Annotated in this window: 19 protein-coding genes; 18 read left to right on the top strand and 1 reads right to left on the bottom strand. The window is 42.5% G+C overall.

The window, feature by feature from the left end; all coding sequences use genetic code 11:
* Positions 1-179: 179 nt before the first annotated feature.
* The 10 genes from hpf to ACFOZY_RS03690 all read left to right on the top strand — a co-directional run bounded on the left by hpf (position 180) and on the right by ACFOZY_RS03690 (position 12,123).
* Positions 180-752, top strand: a complete 573-nt coding sequence (hpf, locus tag ACFOZY_RS03735) for a ribosome hibernation-promoting factor, HPF/YfiA family (protein WP_378152406.1) — start codon at positions 180-182, stop codon at positions 750-752.
* Positions 753-1,025: 273 nt separating this feature from the next.
* Entirely contained in the window at positions 1,026-3,536 is a 2,511-nt protein-coding gene (secA, locus tag ACFOZY_RS03730; protein ID WP_378152404.1) for a preprotein translocase subunit SecA, read from the top strand.
* A 21-nt stretch (positions 3,537-3,557) separates the two neighbouring features.
* Positions 3,558-4,659 (top strand): peptide chain release factor 2 gene (gene prfB / locus ACFOZY_RS03725; protein WP_378152578.1). Its coding sequence is split into 2 segments (ribosomal slippage): positions 3,558-3,629 and positions 3,631-4,659, totalling 1,101 coding nucleotides; the frame shifts between segments, so codons are not numbered across the junction.
* 41 nt (positions 4,660-4,700) lie between these two features.
* Positions 4,701-4,892, top strand: a complete 192-nt coding sequence (locus tag ACFOZY_RS03720) for a hypothetical protein (protein ID WP_378152402.1) — start codon at positions 4,701-4,703, stop codon at positions 4,890-4,892.
* 305 nt (positions 4,893-5,197) lie between these two features.
* The gene (locus ACFOZY_RS03715; protein ID WP_378152400.1) at positions 5,198-6,565 is read left to right on the top strand and encodes a M20/M25/M40 family metallo-hydrolase; all 1,368 of its coding nucleotides are present in this window, start codon (positions 5,198-5,200) and stop codon (positions 6,563-6,565) included.
* Between the two features lie 31 nt (positions 6,566-6,596).
* Positions 6,597-8,183 (top strand): ABC transporter substrate-binding protein, encoded by a 1,587-nt coding sequence (locus ACFOZY_RS03710; RefSeq protein WP_378152398.1) that lies wholly within the window; start codon positions 6,597-6,599, stop codon positions 8,181-8,183.
* A 63-nt stretch (positions 8,184-8,246) separates the two neighbouring features.
* Complete coding sequence (locus ACFOZY_RS03705; protein WP_378152396.1) at positions 8,247-9,164, top strand: ABC transporter permease; 918 nt, start codon at positions 8,247-8,249, stop codon at positions 9,162-9,164.
* 13 nt (positions 9,165-9,177) lie between these two features.
* A complete protein-coding gene (locus ACFOZY_RS03700; protein ID WP_378152394.1) occupies positions 9,178-10,098 on the top strand; it encodes an ABC transporter permease in 921 nt (306 codons plus the stop codon).
* A complete protein-coding gene (locus ACFOZY_RS03695; RefSeq protein ID WP_465251158.1) occupies positions 10,098-11,099 on the top strand; it encodes an ABC transporter ATP-binding protein in 1,002 nt (333 codons plus the stop codon). Before ACFOZY_RS03700 ends, ACFOZY_RS03695 begins: the two co-directional genes overlap by 1 nt.
* On the top strand, positions 11,083-12,123 hold the full coding sequence (locus ACFOZY_RS03690; RefSeq protein WP_378152392.1) for an ABC transporter ATP-binding protein: 1,041 nt from the start codon (positions 11,083-11,085) through the stop codon (positions 12,121-12,123). The genes ACFOZY_RS03695 and ACFOZY_RS03690 overlap by 17 nt, the downstream gene beginning before the upstream one ends.
* Here ACFOZY_RS03690 and ACFOZY_RS03685 read toward each other — a convergent pair.
* The gene (locus ACFOZY_RS03685) at positions 12,115-13,035 is read right to left on the bottom strand and encodes a LysR family transcriptional regulator (RefSeq protein WP_378152389.1); all 921 of its coding nucleotides are present in this window, start codon (positions 13,033-13,035) and stop codon (positions 12,115-12,117) included. The two genes, ACFOZY_RS03690 and ACFOZY_RS03685, sit on opposite strands and share 9 nt — an antisense overlap.
* A 266-nt stretch (positions 13,036-13,301) precedes the next feature.
* Here ACFOZY_RS03685 and ACFOZY_RS03680 point away from each other — a divergent pair, with 266 nt between their 5' ends.
* The 8 genes from ACFOZY_RS03680 to ACFOZY_RS03645 all read left to right on the top strand — a co-directional run bounded on the left by ACFOZY_RS03680 (position 13,302) and on the right by ACFOZY_RS03645 (position 20,673).
* A complete protein-coding gene (locus ACFOZY_RS03680) occupies positions 13,302-14,165 on the top strand; it encodes a YitT family protein (RefSeq protein ID WP_378152386.1) in 864 nt (287 codons plus the stop codon).
* 73 nt (positions 14,166-14,238) lie between these two features.
* The gene (gene cccB / locus ACFOZY_RS03675; protein WP_378152383.1) at positions 14,239-14,592 is read left to right on the top strand and encodes a cytochrome c551; all 354 of its coding nucleotides are present in this window, start codon (positions 14,239-14,241) and stop codon (positions 14,590-14,592) included.
* 350 nt (positions 14,593-14,942) lie between these two features.
* Positions 14,943-15,629 carry a cell division ATP-binding protein FtsE gene (ftsE, locus tag ACFOZY_RS03670; protein ID WP_378152381.1) on the top strand — a complete coding sequence of 229 codons (687 nt, stop codon included), beginning with the start codon at positions 14,943-14,945 and terminating at the stop codon, positions 15,627-15,629.
* Positions 15,619-16,503 carry a permease-like cell division protein FtsX gene (ftsX, locus tag ACFOZY_RS03665; RefSeq protein ID WP_378152379.1) on the top strand — a complete coding sequence of 295 codons (885 nt, stop codon included), beginning with the start codon at positions 15,619-15,621 and terminating at the stop codon, positions 16,501-16,503. Before ftsE ends, ftsX begins: the two co-directional genes overlap by 11 nt.
* Positions 16,504-16,535: 32 nt before the next feature.
* Positions 16,536-17,846 carry a murein hydrolase activator EnvC family protein gene (locus ACFOZY_RS03660; RefSeq protein WP_378152377.1) on the top strand — a complete coding sequence of 437 codons (1,311 nt, stop codon included), beginning with the start codon at positions 16,536-16,538 and terminating at the stop codon, positions 17,844-17,846.
* Positions 17,847-17,918: 72 nt separating this feature from the next.
* On the top strand, positions 17,919-18,572 hold the full coding sequence (locus tag ACFOZY_RS03655; RefSeq protein ID WP_378152375.1) for a hypothetical protein: 654 nt from the start codon (positions 17,919-17,921) through the stop codon (positions 18,570-18,572).
* Positions 18,573-18,575: 3 nt separating this feature from the next.
* The gene (locus tag ACFOZY_RS03650; protein ID WP_378152373.1) at positions 18,576-19,154 is read left to right on the top strand and encodes a peroxiredoxin family protein; all 579 of its coding nucleotides are present in this window, start codon (positions 18,576-18,578) and stop codon (positions 19,152-19,154) included.
* A 79-nt stretch (positions 19,155-19,233) separates the two neighbouring features.
* Positions 19,234-20,673 (top strand): S41 family peptidase, encoded by a 1,440-nt coding sequence (locus ACFOZY_RS03645; protein WP_378152371.1) that lies wholly within the window; start codon positions 19,234-19,236, stop codon positions 20,671-20,673.
* The last annotated feature ends 54 nt before the right edge of the window (positions 20,674-20,727 follow it).

The following is a 20,727-nucleotide window of genomic DNA, read 5'->3' as shown; positions in this document are numbered from 1 at the left end:
CGTAAAATGAGCAAAAGCTCTATTGTGTAGGGCAGGCGCACCCCTCATTTATTGAACATTTTGAAACAGACATTCGACAAATTTCGACTTTGACGAAATTTTCCGATGTTTCTTGCAGGAAATTTGAGGGGATACGTAGTATATTATTTACAAGCGCTTAACAAAAAGGAGGAGTTCATATGCTAAAGTTTAACATTCGCGGTGAGAACATTGAGGTAACTCCAGCAATTCGGGAATACGTCGAGAAAAAGGTTCAGAAGCTCGAACGTTACTTCACTGAAGGAGCGAATGCCACAGCAAATGTCAATCTCAAGGTCTACAATGATAAACAGACAAAGGTTGAAATAACGATTCCGATGAAGAATTTGACTCTCCGTGCAGAGGAGCGGCACGATGATATGTATGCAGCGGTCGATCTGATCTGCGATAAGCTGGAGCGTCAAATCCGTAAATATAAAACGAAGGTGAACCGGAAATTCAGAGAACGAGAAGGTGTAGCTTCATTTTTTGCTTCGGTTAATGGCAATAGTAATGGTGAAACTGCCGTTTCCGTACTCGATGACGAGGATAGTGAATTCCCGATAGTACGTACGAAACAATTCGACTTGAAGCCTATGGATCAAGACGAGGCAATCCTCCAAATGAACATGTTAGGACATAACTTCTTCATTTTCACGGACGCCGAATCGAACGGCACTCACATCGTGTATAAGCGCAGAGATGGTAAATATGGATTGATTGAAACGAATTGAATATGTGTAAGTTGGAAGCCTCCGATTTCGGGGGCTTCTTTTAAGTGTTATAGAGGAAATTAGAGGAATCTGTTGTCCAATTAGCATTAAGTAGAATCTAATCAGCATTACCAGAAAAGGAATCAGCATTAACTGCAATCCAATCAGCATTAAACTTCCTTTAATCGGAAACATACCTCGACCTACCGGCGTTCCTATTATTGTCAGCCTATTTGCATAGGCCTATCACACAATGGTAAAATGAAGTTTGATACTGAATAGGAAGTGACATACATGGGCGTTTTAAATAAATTGTTTGATATGAACAAGCGGGATGTGAAGCGTCTTGAGAAGACTGCCGATCAGGTAGAGGCGCTCGCGCATGAGATGGAAATCCTATCTGACGAGGATCTCCGGGCTAAGACGGATGAATTCCGTACACGTATAGAGAACGGCGAGACACTTGATGATTTGTTAGTAGAGGCATTTGCGGTTGCACGTGAAGGGGCACGCCGTGCACTTGGCATGTATCCATTCCGTGTTCAAATCATGGGTGCTGCTGCACTGCATGAAGGTAATATCTCTGAGATGAAAACCGGTGAAGGTAAAACGTTGACTTCCACGATGGCGGTCTATTTGAACGCATTGTCCGGTAAAGGCGTACATGTCGTGACGGTCAATGAATACTTGGCAAGCCGTGACGCGACGGAAATGGGCCATTTGTATGAATTCCTCGGTCTTTCTGTTGGTTTGAATTTGAATAGCTTATCGAAGGAAGAGAAGCGGGAAGCGTATGCGGCTGATATTACGTACAGCACGAATAACGAGCTTGGTTTCGATTACCTTCGTGACAATATGGTTCTTTATAAAGAAGATAAAGTTCAGCGCCCTCTTTTCTATGCGGTCATTGACGAGGTTGACTCGATTCTGATCGATGAAGCGCGTACGCCGCTCATTATTTCTGGACAAGCTGAAAAGGCTGCTGCTCTTTATATCCAGGCGAATGCATTTATTCGTATGTTGAAGAAGGAAGAAGACTTTGCGTACGATGAGCAGACGAAGGGTGTCGTGTTGACGGAGAGTGGTGTCGATAAGGCTGAGAAAGCGTTTGGGATCGATAACTTGTTCGATTTGACACATGTCCGCTTGAACCATGCGATCAACCAGGCGCTAAAGGCGCATGTGAGTATGCATCTTGACGTTGACTACGTTGTTCAGGAAGGCGAAGTGGTCATCGTTGACTCCTTCACAGGTCGTTTGATGAAGGGCCGTCGTTATAGTGATGGACTTCACCAGGCAATCGAAGCAAAAGAAGGTTTAGAGATTCAGAATGAATCGATGACGATGGCGACTATTACGTTCCAAAACTTCTTCCGTATGTATGAGAAGTTATCTGGTATGACCGGTACAGCGAAGACGGAAGAAGAGGAATTCCGTAACATTTACAATATGAATGTTATTGTCATTCCGACGAACAAGCCGATTATCCGTGACGACCGTGCGGATTTGATTTACGCCTCGATGTCAGGGAAATTCAATGCGGTTGCTGACGATATCGCAGAACGCCATAAGAATGGTCAGCCAGTGCTGGTCGGTACTGTGGCGATTGAAACGTCCGAAGAGATTTCGAATTTATTAACAAAACGTGGTATTAAGCATAACGTATTGAATGCAAAGAACCACGAGCGCGAGGCTGAAATCATTTTGGAAGCGGGTCATAAAGGAGCGGTTACGATCGCGACAAACATGGCCGGCCGTGGTACGGATATTAAACTTGGTGACGGAGTTCGCGAGATTGGCGGATTGGCCGTTATCGGTACGGAGCGACATGAGTCCCGCCGTATTGATAACCAGTTGCGTGGTCGTTCCGGTCGTCAAGGAGATCCGGGAGTAACGCAATTCTATCTCTCATTGGAAGATGAATTGATGCGCCGTTTCGGTTCTGACAATATGAAGGCTATGATGACTCGCTTGGGTATGGATGATACTGCGCCAATCCAATCGAAAATGGTCAGCCGTGCTGTTGAATCCGCCCAGAAACGGGTAGAAGGAAACAACTTCGATGCACGGAAACGTCTCCTTCAATATGATGACGTGTTGCGTCAGCAACGTGAAATCATTTACAAGGAACGGAATGAAGTGCTCGAAAACGAAGATTTACGTGCTCTTGTTGAGTCCATGATCGATGAAGTAATCGAGCGTACGGTAAGTGCTTATACTGCAGCAACTGAGAATAAAGACGAGTGGAACTTGAAAGGTCTAGAAGATTTCATCGCGGCGAATTTATTGCCTGAAGGCCGCATCAAGCAATCCGATTTGGCGGGGAAATCTCCAGCGGAAATGATTGATGTTATCAAGGAAGCTGTCACAGAGCGGTATAATGAGAAAGAAGAAGAGCTTTCACCTGAGCGTATGCGTGAGTTTGAGAAGGTTGTCCTTCTTCGCTCGATCGATTCGAAATGGATTGACCATATCGATGCGATGGATCAATTGCGTCAAGGTATTCACTTACGTGCTTACGGACAAACGGATCCACTTCGTGAATACCAAAACGAAGGTTTTGCCATGTTTGAAGATATGGTGGATGCAATCCGCGATGACGTGGCAAAATACGCAATGAAAGCGGAAATCCGCAACAACTTAGAGCGCCAGGAAGTGGCAAAAGGCCAAGCGGTCAATCCGAAAGAAGGCGGCGAGCCGGTTAAGAAAAAACCGGTCCGTAATACGCAGAACGTCGGACGTAACGACCCATGCCCATGTGGCAGCGGCAAGAAATTCAAGAACTGCCACGGCGCAGTCTCGTAATAATTGGAGGATTTAGCAATGATGGAATTAGGAGATATCCGGAACGAGTTGGATAAAACAGCTAAGAAATTAGCGGACTTTAGGGGGTCTCTTTGACTTAGAAAACAAAGAGGCCAGAATCGCTGAATTGGATGAGCAAATGCTTATGCCTGATTTCTGGGATGACCAGCAGGCGGCACAAACCGTCATCAGTGAATCGAATTCGTTGAAGGATTTAGTCGGGGAGTACAAAGAACTGAGCGATACGCAGGAAAACTTGGAGATGACGCTGGAGCTTCTTCGTGAAGAGCCTGACGAGGAACTTCAAACGGAACTGAGTAACGAATTGCCGGACTTTGTTGAGCAGCTTTCAGCATTCGAACTTCAGTTACTATTGAGCGAACCGTACGATAAGAACAATGCAATTTTGGAACTGCATGCGGGTGCTGGCGGTACCGAGTCCCAGGACTGGACGTCCATGCTGCTTCGCATGTACACGCGCTGGGCTGAAAAGCGCGGTTTCAAGGTTGAAACGATGAACTATCTTGCGGGTGATGAAGCGGGCGTTAAGTCGGTGACATTGTCCATCAAGGGGCATAATGCATATGGCTACTTGAAAGCGGAAAAAGGCGTACACCGTCTTGTACGGATTTCACCTTTCGATTCTTCAGGACGTCGTCATACATCCTTCGCATCTTGCGAAGTCATGCCTGAGTTCAATGAAGAAATCGAGATTGAAGTAAAGAGTGAAGATTTGAAGGTCGATACGTACCGGGCAACTGGTGCCGGCGGTCAGCACATCAATACGACCGACTCCGCAGTCCGGATCACGCATATGCCGACGGGCGTCGTCGTTCAATGTCAAAATGAACGTTCACAGATTAAGAACCGTGAACAAGCGATGAAGATGTTGAAAGCGAAATTGTATCAACTGAAGATCGAAGAACGTGAAAAAGAATTGTTGGAAATCCGTGGAGACCAACAGGAAATTGGCTGGGGAAGCCAAATCCGCTCATACGTCTTCCACCCATATTCTATGGTGAAAGACCACCGCACGAACGCCGAAACCGGGAACGTCAACAACGTCATGGACGGCGACATCGATCAATTCATCAACGCCTATTTGCGTTCGAAACTAGCTTAATATGTTGGAGGTGCACTGGATTATCTGGTGTACCTTTTTTAATGGGGAAAAATTGGTGGAATCCTTTGGAACGCAATATCAATTGGTTTCCGCGCAATATGAAGTGGAAATCGCGCAATATAAACGGCAAACGCCGCAATATGATAGCGGCAAAGCGCAATATAGATGCCAAACGCAGCAATATGAGATCAAAAATCCGCAATATGGCTCCTTCGGTAGCTAACCTCCCTTAAAAAGATCAGCTTGCATCAGCAAAACATTTGGTTGAAACCGCAAAAGAACCCTCGATAGGTGCAAAACCCTCAGCCTTTTCTAATCAAGTGCAAAAGATTCCATTCAACCCACTAAACAGGAGACTGCAATAACTATCCAACCACTTCTTCCAACCAACCAACCAACGGAATGAAAGGTTTTTCTATTTCCTTAATAAAATTTTTTTATCACCACAAGAAAAAAATATGTATTATCAGAAATTTTAAATTTTTGATATTCTCTATGTAAGCGATTCCAAAAATAAGTTTAGTAGGTGATGACAGGATTGAAGGATTTATACGAATATATCGATCAGCATAGAGATCAATACATTTCTTGGTTACAGGAAGGTTGCAGGCAGCCGAGTGTATCTACTCAGTTTCGTGGAATTGATGAAATGGCTGCAATGGTTGAAGGTTATTTGTTGAAATTAAACGCGGAAGTTCAGATTGTACCGACTGGGCGTCATCCAGTTGTATATGGAAAGATCCTTAGCGATAAGGAAAAGACATTATCATTTTATAACCATTATGATGTTCAGCCTGAGGATCCAATTGAATTATGGGATTATCCTCCATTCGGTGCAGAAATTCATGATGGAAAATTGTTTGCTCGTGGAGTCGCTGATAACAAAGGGAATCTTTTCGCACGTATTGCTGCAATCCATGCATATCAACAAGTGTATGGCGAGCTTCCAGTGAACATTAAATTTTTTGTAGATGGAGAGGAGGAATTCGGAAGTATTTATACTCATCATGCGATTGAAAATGCTCCGGATATTATTGAAACAGACGGTTACATTTGGGAGTCGGGTTATAAGACGCCGGATGGAGCATTATCTATACGCCTTGGATTAAAGGGGATGCTGTATATCGAACTGAGGGCGAAAGGTGCGAATACTGATCTTCACTCCTCGAATGCAGCAATTATCGAAAATCCTGCATGGCGGCTTGTTTGGGCATTAAATACGTTAAAAGGAACGGATGAGCGTGTCAAAATAGAAGGATTTTATGACAGAGTTGACCAGCCAAGCGAACTGGAGAAACAGATGCTTGCCAATATGCCTTTACATGAAAAAGAAATGCTCAAAAACCTGGAGTTGGAATCTTTTCTCCTTAACTTGGATGGAGACGAATTAAAAGAGAAGTTCATCTTCCAGCCTACTTGTACCATTTGCGGAATTTACTCCGGCTACACGGGAGAGGGATCGAAAACCGTTCTGCCCTCGGAAGCGAAAGTGAAAATCGATTTTCGCCTCGTTCCGGATCAGGACCCAGATGAAATAATCGTTCTCCTGCGCAAACATTTAGATAAGCATGGTTTCGAGGATATTACCATTCATAAAATCAGTGGTAAGAAGGCAGCTAAAACTGATCCGGGCGATCCACTTGCCAAAGTGGCCATTAAAGAAGCGGAGAAGTTTTACGGTAAGCCTCCACAAATCTTTTCCATGTCTCCAGGAACCGGTCCTATGTATAAATTAGCAGCTCAATATAATATTCCGGCTGTTAGTTTTGGTGTAGGTTACGAAGATTCAAGGATCCACGCTCCTAATGAGAACATTCGTATTGAGGATTTTATTGAAGGGATTAAATTTATATGCACAGTTATGCATGAATACAGTTTGGTTAATAAAGGGATTTCTGTAGGTTAAGTAGAATTTAAAACACAAAAGGGGTGTATTTATGAAGAATAAACGCTTGTTATTCACATTCTTAGTTGTCTTGTCTCTATTCATAGCAGCATGTTCGGATAGCGGCCAAGGTACTACTGAGCCGTCAACCGGGGGCGATAAGGGAAAGGATGAAGGCACAGTTAAAGTCGAAGCTGAAGAAAATCTGACACTGACGATCGCAATGGGGACGGATATGTTAACGTTCGACCCTCATAATCACCAAACCACTGCAACTGAAGCCATTCATATCAATATGTATAACTACTTGGTTAAAAACGAAAATGGAACGATTGTCCCTGATTTGGCGAAAGAGTGGAAACTTGTCGATGACCATACTTGGGAATTCAAGTTGAGGGATGATGTTAAATTCCACAATGGTGATCCCTTCACAGCTGCTGACGTTAAATATAGTTTAGAGCGGGTGGCGACAGATTCTTCATTGCGTGAGCACCCTAACTATAAGCAAATAGAATCGGTTGAAATCATTGATGATTATACAGTTCATATTAAAACGTTCGAAGTAGACCCAGTATTGTTAAATCGTGTTGCGCGCCTCGGTTCGGGGATGCTGCCGAGTAAATATATTGAAGAGAACGGATTTGACTATTTCTTGGAAAATCCTATAGGAACGGGTCCATTCAAATTTGTTGAGTGGAAAAAAGATGACCGTGTTGTATTGGAGAGAAACGATGACTATTTTAATGGTGTGAATACGGAATGGGAGCAAGTTGTATTCAGGGCTATCCCTGAGAACTCCACAAGGGTTGCTGAATTATTGACAGGCGGAGTGGATATTGCAACAGAAGTTCCTCCTACGGATTGGGAACGGATTAAAAACAATGACGGAACAGATGTCGTTACTGGACCGGTTAACCGGACGATGATGCTATTCCTACGTGTAACGGAAGGATATCCGACTTCTGATGTTAAAGTTCGTCAGGCAATCGATTATGCAATTGACGATCAAGCCCTCGTTGACCATATTCTTGGCGGCGGTGGAAAACCGACGTTAACACGTATGAATCCAGGAAACTTCGGTATTAATGAAGATCTATTCGGAAAATACAATTATGATTTGGAAAAAGCGAAGAGTCTACTTAAGGAAGCTGGATATGAAAAAGGAGTGGAAATTACTCTCCATTCACCAAATGGCCGTTATTTCCAGGACAAAGCTACTGTAGAAATGATAGCGGGAATGCTTGCACAAGCTGGTATCACTGCAAAACTGGAGTTCATGGAATGGGGAGCATTCGTTGATCTTCGTAAAGCAGAAGAGCATAAGGATGCCTATTTCATTGCTTTAGGGGCTTCATTATTCGATGCAGCACAAGCCCTTGACTATTATCATTCTGAACGTGCCGATTCCATTAATGACTATAAAAACGATGAAGTCGATAAATTATTGGATGCAGCAAACGTTAATTTGAATGCTGAAGAGCGTGAACAGCAATACAAGAGGGTTCAAGAAATTGTTGCTGAGGAAGTGCCGATTGTTCCACTATTCCAAGTGTACAGTTTTTACGGAGTTAATGATCGCCTTGAATTTGAACCACGTGTAGATGAAATGTTTATAATCGAAAACATTAAATTGAAATAATATCGGGAATCGGGAAGACAAGTGATTTCATGCTTGTCTTCTCTTCCCATTAGGAGGAGAGGTATGGGGAAGTATTTAAGGCAGAGGATTTTGCAAATTGTACCCGTTTTAATTTTGATAACCTTCATTGTTTTTTTCCTTGTGTACATGGCAGGGGATCCCGTATCGTTGATGCTTCCTGAGGATGCCACTCCAGAAGATATTGAAAATCTCCGGGAAGCACTGAAGTTGAATGAACCAGTACCGGTTCAGTTTGGTTATTTTCTACTCAATTTAGTGCAAGGAGATTTTGGCCAGTCATTCCGTTATGCTCAACCTGCTTTGCCAATCGTCATGGAACGTCTTCCGGCAACCTTAATACTTGCTTTGACTTCCATGGTGGTAGCGGTACTTATTGCTATACCGGCAGGAATCATTTCGGCTGTTAAAAGGAACACATTCCTTGATATGTTTGTAACCGGTTTTTCGATATTAGGTAAAGCAATGCCAAACTTTTGGCTGGGTATCATGCTTATGCTCGTTTTTGGAGTAATGCTACAAGTTTTACCCGTGTCCGGTAATGAGACTTGGAGGCATCTTGTCCTCCCTTCAATTACTTTAGGAACTGCAGTTTCTGCTGAGATGACAAGGTTAATCCGTTCGAGCATGCTTGAAATTCTTCAGCAGGATTACATACGGACTGCTAAGAGCAAAGGAGTACAACCATTTACGCTTATTATGAAGCATGGATTTAAAAACTCACTTGTCCCGGTAATCACCATCCTGTTCCTTCAAATATCCACTCTTGTGAGTGGAGCATTAGTAACGGAAGTGGTATTTTCCTATCCAGGACTTGGACAATTATTAGTTCAGGCAGTAAACGGCCGGGATATGGCAATAGTTCAAGCTGCAGTATTTGTCGTAGCGATCATGGTCATTTTCTTGAATTTAATTGCGGATATTTTATATAGGATCTTTGATCCCCGCATTAAGTACAACTAGGGGGAGGGGAAATATGCAGGCACCAACTAAGCAGTCGTTAATCGAAATTGCAGGGGAAGATATTAAAAGAAAGAATGAATTTATCCGCCTTGTACGGAAATTATGGAAAAGTAAAACCGGAATGATCGGTTTCGTCATTGTCATGCTTGTTACGATCGTAGGTATCTTTGCAAATCAGCTGGCACCTTTTGATCCAAATTCAATCAATCCTATTATGATTAACAAACCCCCATTCTGGATGGAGGGTGGGACTTCTGAACATATACTTGGAACTGATAACTTAGGAAGAGATTTACTGAGTAGAATTATTGTGGGAACACAAGTATCTCTAATTGTAGGGGTTTGTGCTATTGGGATTGCCGGTGCAATAGGACTCGTACTTGGACTATTTGCGGGATATTATGGTGGTTTATTAGATAATTTCATCATGCGCGGGGTTGATGCCGTCCTTGCGATTCCGAATATTTTATTTATGTTAGTCGTCTTGGGAGTATTTGGTCCAGGCCTTTGGACGTTAGTATTTGTAATTGGTGCAACCAAATGGGTGACATACGCCCGCCTTGTAAGAGGGGAGGTCCTATCTATTAAGGAACGGGACTTTGTAAAGGCATCCAGAACTTTAGGCACAAAAGATGGAGGAATCATATTCAAGCACATTCTACCGAATGTCATTTCCTCATTTATCGTCGTATCGACATTAAGTATTGCGACTGCCATCCTACTGGAAGCTTCCCTCAGTTATTTAGGTATGGGGATTCAACCCCCGATGATTTCTTGGGGAGGAATCTTGGAAAGTGGACGTGATTATTTAGCCACTTCATGGTGGATTTCTACTTTCCCTGGTATTGCCATTACAGTAACTGTTTTAGGAATCATTTTCTTAGGCGACTGGCTGCGCGATGTTTTGGATCCGCGGTTGCAGATGGAGGGGTGATGGCATTGGAGAATATAGCACTTAAAGTTGAGAATCTTAGAACATCATTCTATACAGAAGATGGGCAGGTAAAGGCGGTTGATGGTGTTTCATTTACCATGAATAAAGGAGAAACAATTGCAATCGTCGGCGAATCCGGTTGCGGAAAAAGCGTCACGTCTTTCTCTATCCTCCGTTTAATAAACCCTCCTGGAAAAATCGACGGAGGTTCTATTCTATTTGATGGTAAGGACTTGGCGAAAATTAAGGAAAGCGAAATGCGGAAAATCCGTGGGAATGACATATCCATGATTTTTCAGGAACCTTTAACATCGCTCAATCCGGTTTTTAAAGTTGGTGAGCAAATAGCGGAAACGATTCTGCTGCATCAATCTGTTAGTAAAAAGGAAGCGAAAACTAAGAGTATTGAATTACTGAAGAAGGTGGGCATAGCCAGGCCAGAGAAGATATACGAATCTTACCCTCACTCACTTAGCGGTGGTATGAGGCAAAGGGTAATGATTGCCATGGCTCTTTCTTGTAACCCGAAAATACTCATTGCTGATGAGCCGACGACAGCGCTTGATGTTACCATACAGGCGCAAATCTTGAATCTGATGCTTGAGTTAAAAGAGGAATTTAATACGTCTATTATAATCATTACCCATGACTTAGGTGTAGTTGCTGAGATGGCTGATAAAGTGATTGTCATGTATGCTGGTCAAGTTGTTGAAGAGTCGGACGTATTTACTATTTTCAAGGAGCCGAAGCACCCATACACGGTCGGTCTAATGGAAAGTACACCAAAGGTACATGAACTGGAAGATGAACTGAAGGCAATTCCAGGATCAGTTCCAAGCGCTTCGAATTGGCCGAAGGGTTGTAGGTTTTATTCTCGTTGTCCACTTAGAATGGATCATTGCCGTGAGCATTCTCCTGAATTATTTGGTGATGAAACACATCAAGTGCGCTGCTGGCTGCATAAAGAAGAGGTGGTGACCCAGCATGCAATCGTCGAATGAGGAAGTCTTGTTACAAGTAAAGGATCTAAAGAAATACTTCGAGCTCGAGTCAGGTTTCCTTTCCAAAAGCAAGGAATTTTTGAAAGCTGTTGATGGTGTTGCCTTTGAAGTGAAAAAAGGGGAAACCTTAGGCATTGTAGGGGAGTCAGGTTGTGGAAAGTCAACAACAGGAAACCTGATTATGAATATCCTTGAACCAACCGAAGGGACTATTATTTTTAACGGTAAAAATCTGACCAAACTGTCCAAGAGTGAATTGAGACAGGAGCGGAAGCATATACAGATGATTTTTCAAGATCCTTTTTCTTCGCTAAATCCACGTTTAAAGGTGTTTGATCTTATAGCCGAACCTTTAATTGCCCATAAATTGCATAGGGGCAAAGAATTGAAGAATCGAGTAAAGGAACTTTTGGAGATTGTAGGACTTCGTCCGGAGCATGCGAACCGATATCCACATGAGTTTAGCGGTGGTCAAAGGCAGCGAATCGGCATTGCAAGGGCTCTTGCATTAAATCCGAAGCTTATTATTTGTGATGAGCCAGTTTCTGCCCTGGATGTATCGGTACAATCACAGATTTTGAATTTAATTGCAAAGTTACAAAAGGAGTTCGGACTTACCTATATTTTTATCGCCCATGGCTTACCAGCTGTAAAATATATAAGCGATCGAATTGCAGTGATGTATTTAGGGAAAATCGTTGAGCTTGGAACGAAGGAGCAGTTATTCAGCAAGCCTCTTCATCCATACACGGAAGGATTATTGCAGGCTATTCCAATACCAGATCCAACATTAAGAAAAAGAGGAACCCGACAAGTTTTGGAGGGGGATCTTCCGAGTCCCGTCAATCCGCCAAGTGGATGCAGGTTCCATACTAGATGTCCATACGCAACTGACCTTTGTAAACAAGAAACACCTGAGTTAAATGCATTTGAAGAGGGACATTCCGTTGCATGCCACTACCCCCTTGTATCGGGTAAGGGGATTCTCAAAAACTATGACGATGGTCTGCTGCTTTCAAATTAGAAGTTCGACATGTTCTTCCGGATTGAAAACGCGAATGATCTCACCGGATTTCAATTCATTTTCGATAAAATCAATGAAGGCATCTACTACAGATAATTCTCGGGATTTCCTTTTATGGAGAAGCCAAGTATTCCGAATAGTTAAGTCTTCTTGAGGACTTTTAAGAGGGTACACAAACATCTCGTCAAAATGTGATTTGCTAAGGCAAATTTCAGGGATGATTGTGTACCCCATTCCTGTTCTCGCCAAATCCCTGCAAGCCTCTACCTTGTCGGCTTCCACTACATTGTTTGGAGGAGATGAGTAGTTTTCGGTCCACCAGTTATCGATAATCTGGCTTAATAGTTGATCCGTTACGTAAAAAATCCGAGGATAGTCAGGGAGATTTTCCATCTTTAAAGGGATTTTTGAAATAAGAAGGATCCTTTCTTGATGGATTTTCTTTTTTTCCTCCAGCCAAGCGTAATCACCTCTTAAAATAGCGAGATGGGCATCGTCATCTTTAAGCTGCTGAAGGACATTTTTGCTCTTTCCTGTTTTAAGATGTATTTGCACATTGGGATACTGCTCTGAGAATCTCTTAAGGAGATTAGGTAAAATATATTGGGCGAAATTACTGGTAACTGATAGTCTAAGAACTCCACGGACTTCGCTGCTCATGTTATAAACATAGTCCTTTGCAGCGGAAAACTCATTTAGCATTGTCTGGGCAAATTTCACGACATGCTCGCCTTCCAAAGTAAAGACAACTCCTTTATTGGTCCTTTCCACTAAACGTGCTTGAAACTTATCTTCAATCTGTTTCAAACGATATGTAATTGCAGGTTGGGATATATAAAGTTTTTCAGCGACTTTTCTCAAATTTTTTTCTTCATATAAAGATAGTAGTAAAGAACAATCTTTTAAATCCATATTCAATATCCCCTTTTTTCTGAATAGTTATTAAATTATAGCAATTTTAATGACATTTTGAATGCCTTTTTGATTAAAGTGAATAATAATTTCACCGCATACAAAGTTGTCAGCTATCCTCAAACTTCCAAATTCCGATCACATTTTCTTAAAAGCACTCTATGTAGGTTTTCACCACTTCAACGCGCCGCAGTAATGAACTTCACAGCCGGCGCTGCCTCTGCTATACTCTCTTTTGGCATTACGACATAGAAATGAGGCAGATTATGAATCGGAGAACTCCAGTTGAATTGAATCCAACTTTTAAAACCATATTAGAATATATCCACGTTTTAATCGGATCGGCCATTATTGCGATTGGTTTTAACGTGTTTTTATTGCCGAATGAGATTGCGTCTGGCGGCGTGAGCGGGATTAGTACGATACTATACGGACTGCTTGGCTGGAAACCGGCGTTTGTGCAGTGGGCGTTGAATATTCCTTTGTTCATTGCGGGAATACTCTTATTAGGTCGCCAGTTCGGCATCAAAACATTGGTCGGTACAGTGTTCCTTCCGTTAGTCGTGTTTTGGACGGAAACTTGGGAGCCTTGGACTATGAACCCATTGTTGGCGTCTATTTTCGGCGGTATTACGGTCGGGCTTGGCATCGGAATTGTTTTCCGTGGGAAAGGTTCGACTGGCGGTACAGACTTGGCTGCCCAAATTGTTCATAAGTACACGGGGATGACTTTGGGTTCGTGTGTGGCTTTTATCGACGGAGTCATTGTATTGTCGGCTGCGCTTGCGTTTGATATTGAAAAAGGGTTATACGCAGTTATTGGGCTTTACGTTACATCCAAAACAATTGATATGGTCCAATTAGGTTTGGGCCGTTCTAAAATGGTGTACATTATTACTAACCGTCAAGCTGAAGTGCGGGATGCCATTTACAAAGTCGTCAATCGCGGTGTGACGAAACTTCCTGCATATGGTGGTTATACGAATGAAGAAAAGCCGATTGTACTGGTTGTTGTTCACCAAACCGAGTTCACAAAATTGAAAGAAGTTGTGCAAACGGTAGATCCACGAGCATTTGTCATTGTTGCGGATGCACATGAAGTGCTTGGTGAAGGTTTTAAACGGGTATAGGAACAGTATGATAGCAAATTTAATTGCTATACTAATGATGTACTTCATTAATACCAACAGGAGGGAAAGCTAAATGAAGAAAAAGTTCATGATGTTGTTATTGGGCGCTGGTTTAGTTCTTGGCGCTTGTGGCGGCGGCAACGATAATGCAGGCGGCGACAACAACAACAACGGCGGAAACGGCGACAATGGAGGCGGCGCAGATACAACTGCTCACGCTGAAGAAGTATTGAACCAAAGCTGTATTTCCTGCCATGGTCAAAACCTTGAAGGCGGAATGGGACCATCTCTTAACGATGTTGGTGGCCGTTTGTCTGCAGATGAAATTCGCAGCACCATTGAAAATGGTAAAGGACAAATGCCTCCCGGACTTATTTCAGGTGAAGACTTGGATGCTGTTGTAGATTATTTATCTAAGCAAAAATAATTATGTATAAAAAGATCCCATCACTAAACAAAAGTGATGGGATTTTTTTTGCCACATTTCCGCCATTTATTTCCTAATTATTACAAACGTGAACCTCCTTCGTTTGTCGAAAAAATATTTAATAGAAAAAAGAGGAGTTTCTTAATACCGCGGAGAATTAGACAAAAAAGTAGGTCATTCGACGTTAGTAGAAGTTTATACCGAAAGTACCAAAAACGCTGAGGAATGATGCCCTAAATCAATGTAAATTGATACATAACTGTAATAAAACGTGTAGAATATCATGTTATAATTGGTTTGCCGTCGAAAAACGGCAACACTTGTAGAAAAAACTTTAGGTGGTTCTAAGAATGATAGAAATGAAAAATGTCTACAAGAAATACCAAAACGGCGTTGTTGCTGCAAACGGTATTGATGTAGAAATCAAGCAAGGCGAATTCGTGTACGTCGTGGGACCGAGTGGTGCAGGGAAATCGACGTTCATCAAAATGATGTACCGCGAAGAAAGACCTTCTTCCGGCGACATTATAGTGAACGGTGTAAATTTGGCTACTTTGAAAAACAAACGTGTACCACTATTAAGACGCCAACTTGGTGTTGTGTTTCAGGACTTCAAACTACTCCCTAAATTGAATGTTTACGAGAATATAGCATTCGCACTTGAGGTAATCGAGGAGTCTCCGAAAGTCATCCGCAAACGTGTAACAGATGTACTCGAACTTGTCGGATTGAAACATAAAGCAAGAATGTTCCCGAACGAATTATCTGGCGGTGAACAGCAACGTGTCGCAATTGCACGTTCAATCGTCAACAATCCGAAAGTAGTGATTGCAGACGAGCCTACAGGTAACCTCGATCCAGAGACATCTTGGGAGATCATGAATATATTTGAAGAAATCAATAACCGTGGCACTACGATTGTCATGGCTACGCATAATAAGGAAATCGTCAACACAGTGAGACATAGGGTCATAGCGATTGAAGGCGGGCTCATTATGAGGGACGAGCTCGGAGGTGATTACGGTTATGAAAGCTAGGACATTTGGCCGTCATATCCGGGAAAGTTTCAAGAGTCTCGGCAGGAACAGCTGGATGACATTCGCATCAGTTAGTGCCGTGACTGTAACGTTACTTTTGGTAGGCGTGTTTATCGTCATCATGATGAACTTGAATAAGATTGCAGACAACTTAGAGAATGATGTAGAAATTAAAACACTTGTCGATTTGACTGCAGATGAAGCGGCAGTCAAGCAACTGGAACAACAGTTAAATGCGATGGATGGTGTCGCAGAGGTTCAATACTCTCCGAAAGGTGAAGAGTTGAACGATTTAGTCAAAGATTTCGGGGAAGCTTTACGTTTGTACGAACAAAGCAATCCACTCCACGACGCATTTTATGTGCGTGCGGAGAATCCGCAGGAAACGGATTTGGTTGCAAAGGAAATTGGGAAGCTCGATCACGTCGATAATGTCATCTATGGTGAAGAGAAAATCGAACGTCTTTTCAATATCCTAAATCTTAGTCGAAATGTTGGATTAGGTCTGATCCTTGCACTATTATTTACCGCAATGTTCCTAATTTCAAACACGATCCGGATCACAATTGTTGCCCGTGGACGAGAAATTGAGATTATGAAACTTGTAGGTGCCACAAATAACTTTGTCCGCATCCCATTTGTATTGGAAGGTATGTGGTACGGAGTGCTCGGTTCAATCTTGCCGATTGCTGTCGTCACATTTGGTTACTATAAACTTCATGAAGCATTACAACCGCGCCTTGATAATACGCTTTTCCAAATATTAGAGTTTAATCCCTTCATCTTGCAGGTGGACGGTTTGATATTACTAATGGGAATCTTTATCGGTGTTTGGGGAAGTTTCATGTCTGTCCGTAAGTTTTTGCGAGTTTAGATAATAGATTCATAGATTCGGAAGGGGAATGAATGTTGAAGAAATCGAAATGGATGCTGCTGTCAGTGGCTGCGACTGTAGGTTTTGCTTTTTCCGCACCGGCTGCAATGGCCGATACAATGAGCAACTTGAAGGATCAGCAAAAACAAATTGAACAGAAAAAAGATAGTTTAGATTCACAAATTGGTGAAAAGAACGTAGAGATTAATAAAAATAAAACTGAAATTCAATTGCTCCAAGAGAAAATCCAAGAGCTGAATAATAAAATTGCAAATACTAATGGTAAGATCAAACATGTAAATGAAGAAATCGCTCAGACAACAAAGGAAATTGACGAATTAAAAGTTTCAATTGCCAAATTGGAAAAGAAAATTGCTGAACGTGACGAATTGCTACGCGAGCGGATTCGTGCAGTTCAAGCAAGCGGTGGTTCTGTTAACTATTTAGATGTGTTATTAGGTGCCAACAGCTTCATTGACTTTATTGACCGCTTCTCTGCTGTAAATACGTTAATGGAGGCAGACCGCAAGATCTTAGAAGAACAAGCGGCTGATAAACAAGCGCTTGAAGAACAAAAGAAATTAGTGGAAGATAAGCGTGCACAACAAGAATTGAATAAACAGAAGTTAATAGATTTAAAGGCTTCACTTGATCAACAAAAAGTCCAACAAGGTAAATTAGTCGATCAGTTGGAGGCTGAAGTAGCAAAACTTCGTGCTGAAAAGGCAGATCTTGAAGAAGATTTACATGATGCTCACCAAGTAAGCGAAGAACTTGAGGCGAAAATTGTAGCCGAACAGAAACGTTTAGCAGAGATTGCTCGCAAAGAGGCAGAACGTAAACGTAGAGAAGCTGCTGCAAAAAAAGCTGCTCAAAATAAAAACAATAGCACTAATAGCGGCGGCAGTTCTTCTCCTACCGTATCAAGTGGAGATTGGACAAGCCCGGCTTCCGGACGTTTCTCATCCGGTTTTGGAGGGCGTGTCCATCCGATTACTGGAGTTTATAAGGCTCACCGTGGACAAGATATTGCTAACAGTGTTGGTACTCCCATCTATGCAGCTGGTGACGGTGTCGTTTCTTATGCCGGGACGATGGGAACTTACGGTAATGTCATCATGATTACCCACTCAGTTGACGGCCAAATCTATACGACAGTATATGCGCATTTATCGAGTATCGGTGTAAGTTCTGGCCAATCGGTTGATAAAGGAGAACACATTGCTGCAATGGGTTCATCCGGTGGTTCAACTGGCTCCCACTTGCACTTTGAGTTCCATATCGGTAACTGGTCATCTAAAGGACCAAGTGCTGTCAATCCTTGGCGCTACGTACCACTATAAGAGGACAAGCCCTGTATCTTACATTAGATGCAGGGCTGTTTTTAAACTCCCAAACTAAAGGAGACGATTCCTGTGCCTGTAACACAGTGGTTTATACTAAAATCCCTGACCATCCCTTCTTCATGGATCGCCTTATTAGCTGCGTTTATTATAACGGGTTTAATTGTCTGGAAACGTTACGGCAAACAAGCTGAAAACATGTATTCGGATATTGTCATCATCTTCATCGTCGTGTGGAAATTGAGTGTCGTTGTCACAGATTTCAACATGGTTGTCGATTCGCCTCTGATGATTCTGTATTTTAATGGCGGCCAAACCGGCATATATTTAGGGGTAGTTGCTGCATTAATACGTACATTCTTCGCTCTAAAAAAGAATGGCTTTTCTGTGAAGGATACTGAAATAGCCCTTTTTTCAATCATTCTCATTCAATGCATTTATCAGGTACTGATGGTATTCTTAAATGACGGAACGAATTGGCAAGGCATGCTCACATTCACCATTTTTACAATCATATCTTTTGCCGTCCTCCTCTATATTTCAAAAGGGACGTTATGGAGAATACAGCTTGCCACGATTATGCTGCTGGTTATGCTCCTCATTGGTACCATCCAGCCTGAAGGGATGAACCAGACGCCTATTTTAACTACCATTGTTTGTATGTTAGCAATCTTCCCGATCCTGTTTAAGCAGGTGAAACAAAAACCGACGGAGGAAAGGATCTGACGAATGAAGAAGAAAGTATTCGGTCTATTGATCGTCGCCATTTTGGTTGCCATCATGGTTACTCAATATGTTAGAGGGAGTATCGAAGAATCTCAAAAAGTGCCTGAAGAGGCCATCGGTACATCGGTTGATATTCTGCCTGAGAGCGGATTGGAAAAAGGAAAAGCCCCACCGGATTTTGAAGTGAAAACGTTGGATGGAGAGTCCGTTAAATTATCCGATTACAAAGGAAAGAAAGTCATACTGAATTTTTGGGCTTCTTGGTGCCCGCCATGTAAAGCGGAAATGCCTCATATGCAGAACTATTATGAGGATTATGCGGAAAAGGATAATGTTGAAATCTTAGCGGTCAATTTGACGAATGCCGAATATGGCGGCATTGATGATGCCATTCAATTTGTTGAAGATTATGAATTAACGTTCCCGATTCCGACAGATGAAGATGGAAGTCTTGAAAAGACATATGAAATTTTAACGATACCGACGACCTTTACGATTGATACGGCCGGCTTGATTCGGCATAAGATTGTCGGACCGATGGACGAACAAATGATGATTGATTTAGTGGACAGCATGGAATAATTGACAATAAAAACCGGCTCTTGCGTGTGTTATTCGCCCAAGCCCTTTCATAAAGTGAAAGGAAGAAAGGGGAAATAATATGCGCAAGAGCCGAATTATTTTAGTAGGAATTTTTATCATCGTCATTGCATTCTTCTTATTTTTCTTGAATAAGAAGGATAGTAGCACCGGAGCATTGGAGGGAATTAGTGAGAATAAGACCATCGATGAAGCATTTGCTTTGATTACCAAACATGCAGTTTACCCCGTAAGTGATGAGAAGCTGGTGGAGGGCGCGATTCGTGGAATGACAGATACGATCGGTGACCCATACAGTACATATTTTTCGGAAGAAGAGGCAAGGGCCCATGAGCAATCGTTATCAGATGAACGGGTAGGAATAGGTGCTGAAATTACACAGTCCCAAGGGCGGTTCATCATCGTTTCTCCGATTAAGTCCTCACCGGCAGAGAAAGCTGGGATTAAACCGTATGACGAAATTGTACAAGTGAATGGGGAGCGGGTGGATGGAAAGTCGTTGAAGGAGCTGCTCCAATTAATCGGCGGTGAAAAAGGGACGGAAGTTACACTGACGCTCTACAGGCCAGAAGAGCAGCGTCATGTAAAAATCTCGATTATGCGTTCCACGATACCAGTCAAAACGGTGACGAGTGAAACGTTCGACGTAGAAGGGCAAACGATCGGATATGTAACGATTTCCATGTTTGGCGAAAAGACGGCGGAAGAGTGGGAGCAGCATACGAGCGACTTGCTGAAACGGGGAGTCGAGGGCATTATCATCGATGTCCGCAGTAATCCAGGCGGCTATTTGCATAGCGTCGAAAAAGTTGCTGGCAGTATGTTGAAACCAGGCGCCACGTATACCTTCATGCAAGATTCACGTGGAATTCTGGAACCGCTCACAGTGAAACAACCGGAGGAGACCGCGTATACAAAAAAGATGAAAAAAATCCCGGTTGCCATATTGCAAAATGAAGGAAGCGCTTCAGCAAGTGAGGTATTAAGTGGGGCACTGAAGGATTTAAAACGGGCATTCATCATTGGAACGACGAGTTTCGGGAAAGGTACTGTCCAGGAAACGATGGAATTATCCAATGGCGGGGAAGTGAAGCTATCAACACATAAATGGCTCACACCGAACCAACAGTGGATTCATGGAAAAGGAATCAAAGCCGATCTGGAAGTGGAGCAAAATGTATTATTCAAATTAAGTGCGAAACCGGTCGGCGGCCAGTATGCAACGGGTGATTATTCGGACGACATCGCCTACGCACAAAACGCTCTTAACTCGATGGGCTATGACGTGACAAGAACAGATGGGTATTTCGATGAAGTGACAGCCAAAGCAGTAGAAGATTTCCGTCAGGATAAAGGATTATCCTTGGAACCACAAATGGATCATTATTTTTTCGTCAAGCTCCGTGAAGTGATTCAATCATATAAAGAGCGCAAGGAAAACGATGATCAGCTTCAAATGGCCATCGGATATATGTCACATACGATTAAAAGCGGGAAATAGGTACTGAATCTTAGAAAAATCACCCCTTTCTATCAGCGTTTTGATACAATAATA

Source organism: Chungangia koreensis, assembly GCF_042651785.1.
Classification (GTDB): domain Bacteria; phylum Bacillota; class Bacilli; order Bacillales_A; family Planococcaceae; genus Chungangia; species Chungangia koreensis.
The sequence above is the reverse complement of the archived record's forward strand: the minus strand, read 5'-3'. Positions and strand labels throughout refer to the sequence as shown.

Excerpts from the sequence above, each read along its gene's own strand:
- ftsE (WP_378152381.1), top strand. The coding sequence starts at position 14,943 with ATGATAGAAATGAAAAATGTCTACAAGAAATACCAAAACGGCGTTGTT.
- ACFOZY_RS03690 (WP_378152392.1), top strand. The coding sequence starts at position 11,083 with ATGCAATCGTCGAATGAGGAAGTCTTGTTACAAGTAAAGGATCTAAAG.
- secA (WP_378152404.1), top strand. The coding sequence starts at position 1,026 with ATGGGCGTTTTAAATAAATTGTTTGATATGAACAAGCGGGATGTGAAG.
- ACFOZY_RS03710 (WP_378152398.1), top strand. The coding sequence starts at position 6,597 with ATGAAGAATAAACGCTTGTTATTCACATTCTTAGTTGTCTTGTCTCTA.
- ACFOZY_RS03685 (WP_378152389.1), bottom strand. The coding sequence starts at position 13,035 with ATGGATTTAAAAGATTGTTCTTTACTACTATCTTTATATGAAGAAAAA.
- ACFOZY_RS03705 (WP_378152396.1), top strand. The coding sequence starts at position 8,247 with ATGGGGAAGTATTTAAGGCAGAGGATTTTGCAAATTGTACCCGTTTTA.
- ACFOZY_RS03645 (WP_378152371.1), top strand. The coding sequence starts at position 19,234 with ATGCGCAAGAGCCGAATTATTTTAGTAGGAATTTTTATCATCGTCATT.
- ACFOZY_RS03700 (WP_378152394.1), top strand. The coding sequence starts at position 9,178 with ATGCAGGCACCAACTAAGCAGTCGTTAATCGAAATTGCAGGGGAAGAT.
- cccB (WP_378152383.1), top strand. The coding sequence starts at position 14,239 with ATGAAGAAAAAGTTCATGATGTTGTTATTGGGCGCTGGTTTAGTTCTT.
- ACFOZY_RS03650 (WP_378152373.1), top strand. The coding sequence starts at position 18,576 with ATGAAGAAGAAAGTATTCGGTCTATTGATCGTCGCCATTTTGGTTGCC.
- hpf (WP_378152406.1), top strand. The coding sequence starts at position 180 with ATGCTAAAGTTTAACATTCGCGGTGAGAACATTGAGGTAACTCCAGCA.
- ACFOZY_RS03660 (WP_378152377.1), top strand. The coding sequence starts at position 16,536 with ATGTTGAAGAAATCGAAATGGATGCTGCTGTCAGTGGCTGCGACTGTA.
- ACFOZY_RS03680 (WP_378152386.1), top strand. The coding sequence starts at position 13,302 with ATGAATCGGAGAACTCCAGTTGAATTGAATCCAACTTTTAAAACCATA.
- ftsX (WP_378152379.1), top strand. The coding sequence starts at position 15,619 with ATGAAAGCTAGGACATTTGGCCGTCATATCCGGGAAAGTTTCAAGAGT.
- ACFOZY_RS03720 (WP_378152402.1), top strand. The coding sequence starts at position 4,701 with ATGGGGAAAAATTGGTGGAATCCTTTGGAACGCAATATCAATTGGTTT.
- ACFOZY_RS03695 (WP_465251158.1), top strand. The coding sequence starts at position 10,098 with ATGGCATTGGAGAATATAGCACTTAAAGTTGAGAATCTTAGAACATCA.